Origin of the sequence: Vibrio sp. B1REV9, assembly GCF_905175395.2 — a bacterium.
Taxonomy (GTDB): Bacteria; Pseudomonadota; Gammaproteobacteria; order Enterobacterales; family Vibrionaceae; genus Vibrio; species Vibrio alfacsensis.
The window spans coordinates 84,508-99,520 of record NZ_CAJIMW020000221.1 but is presented as its reverse complement, the minus strand read 5'-3'; the positions used below and the strand labels follow the sequence as shown (position 1 = coordinate 99,520).

The following is a 15,013-nucleotide window of genomic DNA, read 5'->3' as shown; positions in this document are numbered from 1 at the left end:
AATTAAATTATCATAATCTCAATTAATCTTAAGAGCGATCATGCTTCTTGCGTTCAAGGGCCGCAACTTGTTCGTCTGTTAAAATGATACTGTTTTCAGTGACCTGCTTTTTTAAAGCGACAAGCTGCTTTTTTGAAGTTTTCTAGGTCATTACGAAGCCAAATTGAGCGCACGCCACTTGGAGAAATAAACACACCTGTTTATCACTTGTTCGAACTTACCCGTGAGCAGGGAAATCGATGGCGTCCTTGAGAACGACGTACTCTGTTCCACCATCTACTCGGTTCTTTAAGTTTAGCACCCTTCTGCTTTGATTAATCAGAGCATCAATTCCACCCGTTTCAACCAGTTCTTGATAGCGATAGAACGTGTCTCGCGAAACCCCCATGACCTTACAGGTTCTAGAAATATTGCCAAGCACTTCGGCAAAATTGAGAAGTCCAGCTTTGTGTTTGATGATCGGATTGCTAGCATGAAACACGAGAGTTACCCACTTTGATTACGGATTCAGCACTTTTAATCAAAGTGGGTAACTCTCTTCTTTTCAAATCGAAATGTCAGATCTAATCGAAACTAAAACAATTGAAGCTATTGAGTGTTGACGGCACTTACTTCAAAACGCACGACACAGAAAGTAATCAGATCTTTGGCAATGCCCAAAAATCCGCCATATTCCTTTCCGTTCTTGCAGTCACTTAGATGTCTACAATGTGCGTGGGTATTCCAGATTTGGCCTTGGGACATGATTTGAGGGACGAGGGATTTACTAAGTATTTATACAGAAATTATCAAGGCATCGGTCTTGATAGCGTAACTGACAATTGAAACAAATAGCTCACCAAAACAAGTTAATAAGCTAACTAATCCTAAAGAGATTCTTAGATGAAAACTAAAATCCTAGCACTCGCAATTACAACCATCTTAGCGGGTTGTGGCGGGGGTAATAATGAAAAAAAACAAGCTGGAAATAACGCTCCTGTTATAGAGCAACTACCTAACTTTGGTGTCATGGTTGGCACTGGCTCTATCTATGAATTTATTATCAAGGCAACCGACCAAGACGGAGATTCTTTAGAATTCTCTCTTGAGGGGAATCCGGAATGGGTGTTAATCAATCCGGAGACTGGTGTAATCACAATTAACTCCCTTCACGCTGTTGATGGCATTCACTCTTTCTACTTAGTTGTTTCGGATGGAACGAATGAGGTTCGTAAGCTCATCCGCTTAAAAGTAGAGCCTTATACTCCTGATTTGAACAACCAAACTCCTGAATTCCAAGGGTTGGCAGAAAGCTACTCTCTTGTGGAGTTTGTGGAGTTTGTGGAGTTTAAGTTACAAGTCGTAGCTGTCGATGAGGAAGAGAATGAACTTACCTATCAACTGCGAAACAACCCACCTTGGGTTTCCATTAACCATGAAACAGGGTTGCTTACTGCAAAAGCCCCAGATAACTCCGTGGGTGCCCATGAGTTGTCTATCTTGGTTAGTGATGGCAACACAATGACTACGCAGAATGTGACCCTTAATGTTGCATTGGGTGATGACCCAGAGGGTGAAATTCCGGACATTGAGAACACTGCCCCATCTGTTGATATCATACCAACAATGTCAGTAGTTATTAACAAAACTGCTGTTCATCGTGTCCTTGCAAGCGACAAAGATGGCGACATATTATCTTACTCTCTAGATGCTAATGAAGATTGGATTTCCATTGATGAAAAAGGCTTGATTGTTGCTAGTCCAAAAGCTGAACACGAAGGCAACTATAACTTTGTTGTAACCGTTACGGACGGTAAAGTTGACGTAGCAAAAGGGTTTGGCGTAAAGGTTGGTATCGACATGACACCGATTTTGCCACCAACACCACCAACACCACCTACAGTGTTTGATATTCCAGACATTAAGCTTAAAGAGGGCGAAACGGAAACCTATCGAGTTCGCGCTATTGACGAAAATAATGATCCGCTCGTTTACACACTTGTAGGCGCTCCTGAATGGGTTTCTATTGATTCGAATGGGATTATTAGTGTTAATTCCCCTAGTGGCTCAAAAGGCTCTTACACGTTTACTGTTGGTGTTTCTGACGGCACTACAAATGTAACCAAGACAGCTACGGTCGTGGTGTCAAGTGCGATTGTTTACGATGTTAGCACTAACGTTTCGCTAGGTGGTTCTGTTGCTCCACGATACAAAGAAGTTTCAGAAGGTGAGGCAACTAAGTTTGTAATAACACCAAATGAAGACTTCTACATTGATTCTGTAACGGGTTGTAATGGCTCGCTATCAGATAATGAGTTTACAACAGGACAGGTTACATCGGCTTGTGAGGTTTCGGTAAACTTCATATCAAAAGCAATTAGAGCGATTAACGAACAAGACCATACTCTGGCAACTGACAAGCAACTTATTGACTTCATTTCTACTGAGTTGGACAAAAACTCACAAAGCCAAAAAGCGCTAATTGATGAACTTTATGCTGGAACTGATTTAGTTACTTGGAACCTGAACAAGGATGCCGTTGTTTTCAAGGTAAGTGCAGCAGCAGAAATCACGCCAGTCCTATTCCCTGACGAAGAGAATTACTCCGGTAGTGATGCTCACATCTTTGCTGGTCAGCGAGATAACGGTGCTAAATATGCTGCTTACGGCCTTGTTCCATTTCATAATGCTGCGGGGGATTTTGACAAGCTCACTCAAAACACTATGAGTTGGTTGGTTGGTAAGGACATCACGGCTATGGAGCGACCATTAAAGATTGTTACCGCTCAGCTCGAAAACACCTACTACTACAACATCCACAATGACATCAAAGAGTGGCATGGATATGGTGAGCAAGGTATCACCATTAACGATTATGGTGTTTGTGATGGTCGCCTTGCGGAATGTGTTGCTGAGTATGAGCCTGATTTGGTGATTGTGGGCGATTACACTCCGCTGGATGGTGGTAAATACAATGATGCTCGCAAGGCAGAGTTGGATTACGTTGCTCAATCTGGCACATCTTTGATGGTGATAGCTCGCGGCGAAAATGGTGGGCTTGTTGAGGGGCTCATGACCTATGACATGATGTACGACCAATTTGGCGTAACAACGGGTAGCTTCGGTTATTGGCACCCTCACCCTGTTGAAAACGTGTCTGCTGAGACAGCGAAAGGCTTCATTGATTTGCGTCAAGAGGCCCCGCAAAACGTCATGACTCGATTGATGAATGAGACCTTTGATTCATCTATGGTCAATGGTTGTGACCGAAACTACGGATACTGTGAGACGTCTGAGTTTGCGAATCACTTTAAGTATGGTGCGGAATTCTTCTTGGAGCGTGCTAAATTCTTCGATAGTCGAGGCGAAGACATGTTCGACGTTGAGGGTTATGACATTATCAAAGCTGGCTTGTTGCTAGGTGATAAGTATCGCTCAGAGATTGATTACCCAATTTCAAAAGATGATACACAATCATTCTACGAAGCGTTGTTTGGTGATTTCGCTATACACTACGCTCGCAAGGGCAACTTGGCTCAGCCTGATTTGGGTGAATATATCGTTGATACTAGCTTGGTTGTTGAAGGTGAAGCCGCTAACTACGAAACGCCAGCAAAAATCACAGATGAGAAGTTGATTACTGTTCCTTTCCGAAATCAGTGGACAACTACGGGCTGGTATGCTCCAAAAGGAGAAACCGTAAAGCTAACTCGCATGGATAACACTAACCACAAAGTAACCGTTCGTTTGTATTATGCTCGCCACAACACAAATCGAAACTGGGAACAAGGGAAGATGTATAAGCACTCGTTGATGACAACTGAGCACTTAGTGATTCCTGTTGGTGGTTCTGTTTCTTTCTCTACTCCTTACGGTGCGCCTATCTACTTGTATATTGATGGCGACTCTGTTGAAGGTACGGATGCGGTATCCGCTCGCATTAAAGCAGAAGGTATCGTGAAACATGCTACCATCACTGATTTTTCAAGTGCGGAGCAAATTGCTACCTTTATCGAAACGCTGGAAACAACTGACCTTCCACACGTTGATTTACGTTCACCAAGCTATGAACTACATTTGCGCCGAGACCGTTTTGAAAACGCTTACGGCGACAATAGCGAGGCATACCCAACAATCAATGCTTTGCTGGATGGCGTTAAAAACCTCCACATCAATGACAACTACAGTTTGGCAGGGTTAAAGGTTGATGGTCTTGACTTGGTTGAATCTGTTCCTGCAAGTGCTATGAGCGCATGCAGTAATCAACTGGGCGAAGCGGATTGCACTGATGAAACACTGCATCGTCGTGGCATTATCCAACACGCTAACTATGACCAACATGCTCAGTGTGGTGTTGGCTGTGGTGGTAGTCCTTGGGATTCGTCATACACCCTATCGCCTGAAGGTTGGTTGGATAACCACGAGCTGGGTCATAACCTACAGACTGGTCGCTTACAAGCATCTTATGTTGCCGAGGGTGAAAACAACGAATGGGGTAAATACCACAACCGTGCGGGAGAAGCTTCAAACAACATCTTCCCATTTGTTACGCTGTGGAAACATGCTCGCGTTCACTTGGAAAGAACTGATGTGATTACTGACCCGCACATGAATCAGCGCCACATGTTCTTTGCGTTTATGTCTGATGCTTTGGATTTGATGGATGGTAACGGTGAGCGTATTAGCTATAACGCAAACTGTGACTCAGAAGGCAGCGCAGACCGCTTTGAATCAATCTGGTCAAGTGGCGAGTACGCTATTAAGAACGGTCAACGCATGACGTTCTACATCCAGATGGCGCTACGTATGCACGGCGAAACCTTGGCTGATGGAACCGTGATGAGTAACGGGTTTGATATCTACCCGCTCCTATATTTACATGAGCGTATTTTTGGTAAATACGCTGCTACACAAGAATTGTGGGATGCGAACCGCGAGCGTCTAGGTTTCGGTATGTTCGACTTCAACAATGATACTCTGGGTGAAATCAAACACATTAGTGGTAATGATTTCATGCTAGTTAGTTTGAGCTACATGACGGGTAAAAACTGGTCTCTATACTTTGATATGATGGGCTTGCGATACTCAGATAAAGCAGCCGCACAAGCCCTTGCTCATGGCACTGTTGGTGGTGAAGTCACTAACGTTCCTGTTGGTATGTATTCATTTGATGAAGACATTCCTATGTTAGACCTTCATGAAGGTGCGGTATGGGTTGATTTGTCAAACCCAACTGCTGAAACGGTTTGGGGACGCGATAACGCCACTCCGTTAAATTGCCAATAAGCAACTTAATCAACTAAGGTAAGCCCTGAGGAGTAATTTTCGGGGCTTTTTGTTTTTAATCTAACAGGCTTTTACGTTCTTCTATCGCAAGCGTCCGCAAATCCACACCTTCAATCTGATGCTCTGTCGTCATAACCCGTTAGTTCCAATTACCAAACAGGAACTGTCTATGGCTCACCATCGCTCTCAACAAGAATGGTGGTGCCTTGTTCAACTATTTTTACAACTCCGGTCTCTCGGCTGCGCAATCTTGTCTTGCGCATAACTTTCACCCTAAGACCTTTTACAACAATCTTCGCAAACTCAGATGTCTTGTTAATATCCCTAAAAATTCCAATCCGCCTGCAGATTCTAAATTTTTGATCATGACTCCAACATAGAAAACTTGAGCTAAAATGGGATCCTTTCACCGTCAAATTAGAATTATGGCTATCATTCAAGTTCAACTGAACATGTTCGTAAACACGGAAAAGGTGTTACAGGCTTTCAGCGCTTTCGCTGCAGGGATACTCAATGCGTGGACAGATAAAGGCGATCGTCCTGATTTCGATGTCGTGACGGGTATCTCAATCGGTGCGATAGTCTTAATTTTTGCGTTTTTAGGTAGTAATTATGATGACGAGCTGGCTAAATATTATACACAATCATCACTAAATGAAATCTTTAAAAGAAACTCACTATTAAAATTGCCATTTAAAGCTTCAATTATAAATACGGAAGGGTTCGAAAATGAAGTGAGAACGTTTGTCGATGATACTATAATTAGCAAAATTGCTGCCGAGAGAGATAAAGGTAGAATACTTCTGATAGCGACAACCAATCTTGATAATGAAAAAATGTCCATTTGGGATATAGGACGAATCGCATAAATAAAAACTGAAAACTCAAAGAAGTTAATTCAAGATATTATTATAGCGAGCAGTTCTATACCTGGTCTTTTCCCAGCAAAACCAATATTTATTGAGTCAGACAGTGTTATATATGAAGAGTTGCATGTGGATGGCGGAGTATCAAGGCAAGTTTTTTTATTTCCTCAGTAGCTAGATGAAGCGGTTCCAAGTTTAACCAGCCACAAAAAAAAAATGTATACGTGATAAGAAATGGTCAGTTTAAGCCTAAGTTTGAGGCTATCGACAATAGTATTTCCTCGATATCTATTCGGGCACTATCCATTCTTACTCGTCGTCAAGGGGTTGGAGATGTGGAATATATATATAACTACACAAAGTCTAACAACATGATGTTTAACTTTGCACATATTGATGATGACTTAGTTGGCGATGGCTTAGACACAATGAGTAAAGATTATATGAATGCGGTCTATCATTATGGCTATGACAATATGCTGAATGATATGCTTTGGTTAACGACACCTCCAGCAATGAATTGAACGATACACAACCACTATTTTTAGTTGTAATTTTAGTGGAAACTCATATCGATTATCTGCATAAAGTGAGTCGTAAATGCTTCAGAGCCTCTCAAAGTATGGGAGGCTTTTTCGTAAAAGGTATTATCAAATCGTAAAATCAACTGGATTAGGTCAGCTATATCTATTATCTAGTAGTCCATTTTTTTAGAAAAATGGACAAAGAGAAAATAAGAAAATGAAGATAACTGAAACAAAAAAGCCAGCCCGAAGACTGGCAATCAAACTGGGGAGTTTGAAATGAAAATGAAAGCGTTGCTGACTATTTTTCAATAAACTGAGTTGCTCGCTGAAGCCAGGTTTTATCATGGTTATCCAGCGTTGGGCTCAGTGCTTTATAAACGCGAGTGTGGTAATGATTTAACCAGTCGATATCTCCTTGATCCAGCATGGATAAATCTAATGCATTAGTCGCGATCGGTGCTAACGTGATGGTTTCGAATCCATAGAATGTACCGAATTCATTTTGTTCTACTTCGACCACTTTCATGATGTTTTCAATCCTCACGCCATATTCCCCTTCGCGGTAAACGCCAGGCTCATTAGTGATCACCATACCGGGTTTTAGCGCGACTTCACGGTGACTTTGCGAGAAATTTTGTGGGCCCTCGTGTACGTTTAAACAAATACCAACGCCATGGCCCGTGCCACATTTATAGTCAATGCCATGTTGCCATAGTATGCCACGTGCCATAATGTCGAGGTTGGCACCCGTAGAGCCTTTCATAAATCGAGTCTGAGTCAGTCGAATAACCGCTTTAAGCACTAAAGTGTAATCTTTACGTTGCTTAATGGTCGGTGACCCGAAGTGGAAAGTACGGGTGATGTCTGTTGTTCCGCCTAAGTATTGACCACCTGAGTCCACCAAGAAAAAGTTGCTTTCATTAACGACGGCATTGCTTTCATCATCTGCGGCGTAGTGCATTTTTGCCCCGTGCGCTGCAAACCCGGCAATGGTTCGAAAACTATCACTCACATAGTGACGAGTTTGACGTCGGTAGCTTTTAAGTTGTGCTTCCGCAGACAGTTCAGTAACAAGCCCACTTGGGACTTGGTCGTCTAGCCAACTCATGAACTTGACTACCGCGACACCATCGTCCGTCAAGGACTGTTCGAGATTGGCCAGCTCGGTTGAGTTTTTGATGGCTTTCATTTCGGTAACCGGGCAGGCCGCTGGCTTTAGTGATACGTTTTTTTCAATCGCACTAACAAGCAAGCTGTCAGTGTAAGATGGGCTGAATGCAAGCGTTAATCCCTCACATTGCTGATTTACATACTGGCTAACATACTCATAGTGGCGAACGCTGACGCCTTGTTCGTTGATCTTTTTCTCTAACTCTGGGTGCAGTTTGCTTTTGTCGATAAATGCCGTTGCACGATTTGGCTCTACAACCAAGTAGGCTTCTGAAACTGGGCAATACAGGGTGTCTCCGCCACGAACGTTCAATGTCCACATTATGTCGTCTAACGTGGTGATTAGAATGCAATCCGCCGTATTCTTTTGTAGCCAAGTGCGGATTTTTACGAGTTTTTCTTGGGTTTCAACTCCAGAAAATGCAGTAGGGTGGTCAAAGATTTTGGCTGTTGGACGGTTTGGTCTCTCTAGCCAAATCGGCGTGAGTAAATCAAGATCGAGAATGACTCGGATACTCTTTGGCTCGAGGGTTTGCTTCAATTCTTGGTAAAACGTGTAACTGATTGATCGCCCATCCACAGCCACGGCACTATTTTCCGGTAACGTTGCTGCAAGCCATTTTGCAATACTTGGCGTTTCTGGTTGGCGAGCTTTGAACAAGTTAATCCCGGTGCCAAGCAGTTGTTCTTCAGCTTGAATGTAGTAACGTCCATCCGTCCATAAGCCACCGCCTTGCTCTGTGACCACCACATCACCGGCTGATCCTGTAAAGCCAGAGATCCAAGTACGAGCTAACCAGTGCTCTGCAGAATATTCGCTATTATGGGGGTCGTTATTGGTCACGATATAAGCGGAGATATCGTTGCTAGCCATCGCATTACGCAGCGATGTTAGGCGTTGGTTTACAGTAGAAGTGGTATTCATGAAAGACTTCCTAAATTCATGTTTGAACAATAAATATGATGTCCCATTGAGCCTGTTTTAGTGGGATTTTGTTGTCCACACAGCTCCGTGGCTTCGGGGCATCGGGTACGAAAGACGCAACCGCTCGGTGGGCTGAGCGGGGAATGGAGATCGCCGGGCAGCAGTTGAACCTCGCGACGTTTCTGATTGGTATCGTGCTTTACGATATTCATAGTGTTCACTAAATGGTCAGCCTTAACCAAAGTGAAATCAGTGAGATAAACAAAAGGGTAGAAAATGCTATCGCAAGTCTTTTAAGAACGCACCAAATCATATTCCATCATTCCTTGGCAATCCGAAGTAGTTTCGAATTGTAATGAATAAAAATTGGCCTGAGATCCGGGTAAGATACCCAGGCCCAAAGCATGCCATTAGTGGACTTTCACATAGACATTCTTAAGGTAGCATGACGACTCGGGGTTAGTACGCTCATAGCCACCAATATAAGGCTTGATCGAATATCGATCGTTGCCTGGACGGTAAATCGGGATAATTGCCATGTCTTTGATGAGCATGGTTGCTGCTTGTGAATAGAGCTTGGGTAGTTTCATCCTGTTAGCACTCTATTCTTCCTGAATACAGTTCAAATTTATATTGTATAAATTCGATGCACAATTGAGTTTTAACACGGTTGTAACAAGGGATTGAAAGGCGAGCTTAATGGTCTCAAAAAGTGAGCCATAGAAAGATAAATGATGAAAAGTGTATTAGGTTGGCACGAATAAAGACAACTGGGAAAAAAATCCCTTTCACCTAGCCGGGTTCAAACGGCTCAATGAAAGGGATGATGACGATGATTATTGCGTGTTTATTTCACAAGGAAATGTTTAACGAACTCGGTAATTTTTACCATATCTTCAACGGCGATGAACTCTTCAGTCGTATGTACTTTTGCCATGCCAGTTGACAGGTTTACTGTCGTTAACCCTTTTTTGTTGAAGTTGTTTGCATCACTACCGCCACCGGTGCCTTTAGTGAATGCTTCGATACCCATATCGGCAAACGCCGCTTTGATTGCAGTAACGTGCGCGTTATCTTCCTCGATAACAAAGGCATCGTAAGCGCGGCTAGATTCGATTTCTACTTCCGCACCGTGCTTTTGAGCCACAAACTCGAATGTTGAGATCATGTGTTCTACTTGTGCATCTAGTTTTGCACCGTTTAGCGAACGCGCTTCGGCAACGATGGTTAGCTCAGGCATCACGATGTTGGTTGCTTGACCGCCGTTAACCATGCCGATATTCGCAGTGGTTTCTTCGTCAATACGAAGTAAGTTCATCTGGTTGATTGCGTCAGCTGCGACCATAATTGCGCTGATGCCCTCTTCAGGAGCCAAACCAGCGTGAGCTGGACGGCCTTTAATTGTCGCAACGATTTTTTGCTGACCAGGTGCTGCGGTTACGATAGTGCCGATTGGGCCACCTGTATCCAGTACGATCGCTTCTGTTGACGTAACGTGTGACATGTCGAAGTATTCAGAGCCGAAGAGACCACCTTCTTCATGCACCGTGAAAGCGAGTTCTAGTGTTTTGTGCTCAAGGTTTTCAGCTTGAATGCAACGTACCGCTTCCATGATTGCAGCGATACCAGATTTATCATCGCCACCAAGGATCGTATTGCCTTTCGAGCGGATGATGCCGTCTTCAATGATCGGCTCGATACCAATACCCGGTGTTACTGTATCCATGTGGCAGCTCATTAGAATAGAGCCTTCTTTTTTACCCTCTAGACGTGCGTATACGTTGAAGCCATTCGAAATATGTTCAGGTACAGGCAATTTTTGAACAGTAAAGCCGAGTTCGCCTAACTGTTCGGCAAGTGTTTCTGCGATTTGTTTTTCATTCATTGTTTCGCTATCAATGCGAACCAGTTGGCAGAAGTGATCAATCAGGCGCTCTTGATTAATTTGTGTCATTTGCATGTCTCTTTGTTTATTACTCGAGAATCAGCCGAACGGCGTGGCTCGATAGGGAACAGAACACCTCTTATTACATACCTAGCGGAACTGAAAACTGCGTTGAATCAAAAAACACACCTGCCTGACATTCTTCTGACCATTAAAAGTCATGAAGTGATGGCGTGGTCACGCTCTCTGCTGGTGGGCGTAAAAGCGTTGATTTTCAATTTAACCATACTGTTGTGAAACTAGAGTGTGGAAAGGGTGGGATGGTTTTTGTAGGCACTGTGCTTATTTATTGTACCAAGTAAAATAAGAGACATACAAAGTATGACAAAAGTGGCATTTATCCATCATTGAATTAAATGAATTGCATTCATCGTGTTACATTTATAGATGTAACATCATGTTTCCATTAGTTTTAATGGCATGATTATTAACATAAAAATAACACCAACGCCTGCCAAGGTCGTTTGGACAAAAATTAATACAATGTACGGTGAAAGGTTATGAACGTGCGTAAACTCACTCTATTGAGTTCTCTAGTTTCAGTGTTAGTTGGTTGTGGAGGTGGAAGCAGCAGTGATAGTGATTCTGGCCAAACTGTTCTTTTGAAAGGCAAAGCGATAGATGGCTATATCATTGGTGCAACCGTCTTTTTAGATTTGAATTTAAATAATCAGCTTGATGCGAATGAGCCAAATGTGAAAACACAAGGTGAGGGCGATTTTGAATTAAGCATACCGAGTAAGTATCAACAGTGTGCGAAATATGTTCCTTTAGTAGTAGATGTGCCAGAGGGCGCTATTGATACAGATACGCCAGATACGCCAATTGGGGAAGCGTATCAAATGGTATTCCCTCCACAGTTTGCACTTACCACGGATCAAGATTTACTGAATTTGACGCCATTGACGTCTGTTGTTTGGAAGCAAGTGGAGCAAGAACTTCGCAGCCAACAATCAAGTGGGCTATCTTGTGATTCTATTCTTAAAGAGGAAGCGCTACGAGCGGATATTTCACAGCGTCTAAAAGAACAAGAGTTCCGAGTAGCACAGCGCTACAACGTGACTGTCAATGAGCTATATGGAGATTATGTAGCTAGTGGTGACACCGCTCTGCATGAGTTAGCAAAAGCGTTGGTTCCGGGATTACAAAAATCTTACACTGAAACAAAGCAACTTATTGATGCGAACCCTGAAGCGGATTTCGCTTGGGTAGAGTACTTTTTAGGGATGTGGGACAGTAGTACCACTCAGTATAATAAAAGTTGGTACCGTTATGAGTTTGTACAACCATCAAATGGGAACTTCCATTCAGAAACCTATCTGATGTCTGATGACCTAGATACTAAAATATCACTCTACGATAAGCATCAAATGGTTACTAATCAGCGTGATGGTGTGAATATTGAGTCAACTATCAGTTTAGAACCCGCTGAGAGCGGATACAATTGCGCACGCAGTGAATGGCTTGAAACATTACTAGAAGAGTCTTCTGGTGTACGCAATACAATGTATAGCATGGTAGGTGACTGGGATTCATGTTTAACTTCTCAAGGGGAAGTGACACAAGCGCTGGTGACAAAGAACTATCAAGATCATATGTTGATTAGTTATACCGAGCATACTTACCACCCAGGTACAGTCAGTGGTTTTGAACACTTGATTGGGGTAACAGATACGGTCAGTGAGTCAGATTTAAAGCCGGTAAGAGACATTATTGATACCAACTTTTACAGTGAACAAGCCCATGGTGCAGATTATTGGCACCGTACGAAAAACGACTTTAGCTCTGTAGCTAGTGAACCTAGTCAAATCATGACGAGCCATGACAGTGATGGGCGTTGGGAGCGTCTTACTAACTATCGCGATGGCACACATAAAAGAGTGTGGCGATTCTGAAGAAAGCTTATCAGTAGAGAACTGTACAAAGTAAATAGAGTCACTTATTTTGCAAAAATACCCGGCAATGCTGGGTATTTTTATATCTATCATTAAGAAAAAAGTTAGACCAAAATAAATAACAATAAGTGAGAAATTGTTTTAAAAGGTCACTTGTCAATAATTGAGGGAAATAAACATCCTATAAATAGCACTCAACCAAAAAAGAGGACTGTATTATGGGATTCTACACAAGAATACTGGTTTTTGTCGGGCTAATATTCATCCTAGCTATTGTGATCGTCTATGCGGTAGTGGATAACAGAAAAGATCGATTTGAAGCGTCTGACATCCCAATTGGTACCTTTGAAGTGCACATGTTTTTCGAACGACATCAAAACCATTTATAATAAAAACACAATAAATTCATTGGGTTGAGTTTTTTTTAGAGTCGCATTTTATTTGATAATTTTATTTCACTTTTAAATTCTCGAAAGCAACGATGGTTTGAGGCAGTTTGAAGGGGTACACAGAAAAACAAACACGTATCCTACATGTTCGGAGTTTAATTATGACAACAAAAACATCGCTTAATCCTGGCCTTGAATACAACAATGAAACGGTTCTATACACAGGCAGTTTTATCACGGTTAATAAAGAACAGCCAAAAGCAAATGCGGTCGTTGTACAAAGCGGGAAAATACTCTTTACGGGCACCAAAGATCAGGCAGAAACATTCCTAAATACAAATAACCTTTCTTACCGTCATGACGCTCAATTTGAAGGGAAAACGATTGTTCCGGGTTTCATTGAGGCGCATATGCACCCACTGCTCGCTGCGCTATTTACGGGAATATTTGAATACGCGGGCCAATATGACCGATTAGGAGTAGGGGGTAAGCTGTTAAAGGGGTGCTCAACAGAAGATACACTCAAAGCACGTCTTTTGGAACTTAAAAAAGCGCATGACGACGCAGGTAAAACAGGGGAATGGCTAAACTTGTGGGGGCTAGATCCGTTGTTGATGACAGACGGCAGCGTGGTTAATCGTGACTTTTTAGACTCTGTTATCGACGATTCTCCGGTGTTCCTAATGCATGCAAGTTGCCATCTTGCTGGGCTTAACTCATTAGGACTTGAAAAATCAGGTTACAGCTTAGACGACGATCCTGAATTGTACTTCGCGAAGATGGTCGACTAACAGGTGATATTGCAGAGATGAAAGACATTTATCGAGCGCTTAATGTTGGTGCATTTAACTATGGTAGCGATCCGGCAGTGATCGGTAAAGCGCTGATTGATTATGCGAACATTGCCCACTCACTAGGGGTAACGACGGTCTCTGATTGCGGTATGGGCATTCCATCTAACCCTTACCCGCTGTACCAAGCATTAAGTAAAAACCCAGCGTTTAAACTGCGTGTCACTGCTTACCCACTTGCCAATGTATTTAGCTTAGATGAAGTTAACGCGATGAAAGAAACGAACAATGATCGTTTAAGCATTGGTAGTGTTAAATACGTGAATACCGACGGCTCAATTCAAGGGTTTACAGCGAATCTATTGGACGGTCAAACGTTCTATAATGGCAAGCCAAGCACATCCATGACGCGCGATATCGAAGAAATCTATGAATCGTCATTACCTTTCCACAAGGCGGGATACAACATCTCTTTTCACTGTAATGGCAATGGGGCAACAGAGAAGCTGTTAGACATTATTGAGCGTATGCAAAAAGATACACCAATGCCAAATGCACGCCACTGTCTAGAGCACAATCAAATGGTGACGGACGAGCAGATGGACCGCATGAAAGTGCTCGGTGTTTGCCACAACCTATTTGGTACGCACGTACCAGTATGGGGCGACGTACACGCAACTCAAACTGTTGGGCCTGAGCTTGTTAAGCGTTTGAATCCATTCCAAACGTCTGCGAAGAAAGGTATTCCGTTCTCTATTCACAGTGATGATGGTGTAACGCAAGTAAACCCATTATTTATGATGTGGGGTGCGATGAATCGTAAATGCATTTTCTCTGGCAATGTATACGGAGAAGAAGAGTGTCTAACAGCAGAGCAAGCACTGCATGCTGTCACGCTAGGTGCAGCTTACCTAATGGGCCATGAAGACAACAAAGGTTCTATTGCACCAGGAAAGCTGGCTGATTTCGCGGTACTAGATGCCGATCCTTTGAATACGCCTAAAGAGCAGATCAAAGATATCCATGTTCATGCAACGGTATTGGGCGGTGATGTTACGGTACATGCTCGTGCAGCAACGCCAGCAAAAGAAGCTGAAGTCGCATAACGGCAAAGGTATTCAACTTACGATATTAAGAGCGCAATAAGCGCTCTTTTTTTGTATTTATTATCGATAGATAGCCACGGTTTATAGCCCAACGTCAGTTTGAGCGGCATATGTCATGCTAAGGTACGAGTATC

Annotated in this window: 8 protein-coding genes and 3 pseudogenes; 6 read left to right on the top strand and 5 right to left on the bottom strand. The window is 42.9% G+C overall.

All coding sequences use genetic code 11. The features are described from left to right. Nucleotides 1–37: 37 nt before the first annotated feature. Nucleotides 38–481, bottom strand: a pseudogene (locus tag KHN78_RS00540) (helix-turn-helix domain-containing protein); the annotation flags it as partial. Nucleotides 482–882: 401 nt separating this feature from the next. Here KHN78_RS00540 and KHN78_RS00535 point away from each other — a divergent pair. The 3 genes from KHN78_RS00535 (at nt 883) to KHN78_RS00525 (ending at nt 6,655) form a co-directional block, all read left to right on the top strand. Beyond that, entirely contained in the window at nt 883–5,265 is a 4,383-nt protein-coding gene (locus tag KHN78_RS00535; protein WP_211919175.1) for an ImpA family metalloprotease, read from the top strand. A gap of 425 nt (nt 5,266–5,690) precedes the next feature. Beyond that, nucleotides 5,691–6,134: a patatin-like phospholipase family protein gene (locus tag KHN78_RS00530; RefSeq protein WP_211919167.1), complete on the top strand. Its 444-nt coding sequence runs from the start codon at nt 5,691–5,693 to the stop codon at nt 6,132–6,134. Nucleotides 6,135–6,355: 221 nt separating this feature from the next. Continuing rightward, on the top strand, nt 6,356–6,655 hold the full coding sequence (locus KHN78_RS00525) for a hypothetical protein (protein ID WP_211919158.1): 300 nt from the start codon (nt 6,356–6,358) through the stop codon (nt 6,653–6,655). Nucleotides 6,656–6,956: 301 nt separating this feature from the next. On the opposite strand, the gene KHN78_RS00520 is transcribed toward KHN78_RS00525, so the two are convergent. From KHN78_RS00520 to KHN78_RS00505, 4 genes and pseudogenes are all read right to left on the bottom strand, one after another. Beyond that, nucleotides 6,957–8,753 carry an aminopeptidase P family protein gene (locus KHN78_RS00520; RefSeq protein ID WP_211919156.1) on the bottom strand — a complete coding sequence of 599 codons (1,797 nt, stop codon included), beginning with the start codon at nt 8,751–8,753 and terminating at the stop codon, nt 6,957–6,959. Further along, nucleotides 8,750–8,935 (bottom strand): annotated as a pseudogene (locus tag KHN78_RS00515) (oligopeptide/dipeptide ABC transporter ATP-binding protein); the annotation flags it as partial. The gene KHN78_RS00520 and the pseudogene KHN78_RS00515, both read right to left, overlap by 4 nt. A 228-nt stretch (nt 8,936–9,163) precedes the next feature. Next, nucleotides 9,164–9,331: pseudogene (locus tag KHN78_RS00510) on the bottom strand (peptide ABC transporter substrate-binding protein); the annotation flags it as partial. Nucleotides 9,332–9,600: 269 nt separating this feature from the next. Beyond that, nucleotides 9,601–10,707, bottom strand: a complete 1,107-nt coding sequence (locus KHN78_RS00505; RefSeq protein WP_128810946.1) for a M20/M25/M40 family metallo-hydrolase — start codon at nt 10,705–10,707, stop codon at nt 9,601–9,603. A 491-nt stretch (nt 10,708–11,198) separates the two neighbouring features. Here KHN78_RS00505 and KHN78_RS00500 point away from each other — a divergent pair, with 491 nt between their 5' ends. The 3 genes from KHN78_RS00500 (at nt 11,199) to KHN78_RS00490 (ending at nt 14,879) form a co-directional block, all read left to right on the top strand. Beyond that, nucleotides 11,199–12,593: a hypothetical protein gene (locus tag KHN78_RS00500; RefSeq protein ID WP_211919154.1), complete on the top strand. Its 1,395-nt coding sequence runs from the start codon at nt 11,199–11,201 to the stop codon at nt 12,591–12,593. Between the two features lie 550 nt (nt 12,594–13,143). Further along, nucleotides 13,144–13,773, top strand: coding sequence for an amidohydrolase family protein (locus KHN78_RS00495; RefSeq protein ID WP_223917745.1), 630 nt, complete (start codon nt 13,144–13,146; stop codon nt 13,771–13,773). Between the two features lie 17 nt (nt 13,774–13,790). Further along, nucleotides 13,791–14,879, top strand: a complete 1,089-nt coding sequence (locus KHN78_RS00490; RefSeq protein WP_223917744.1) for an amidohydrolase — start codon at nt 13,791–13,793, stop codon at nt 14,877–14,879. Nucleotides 14,880–15,013 lie beyond the last annotated feature (134 nt).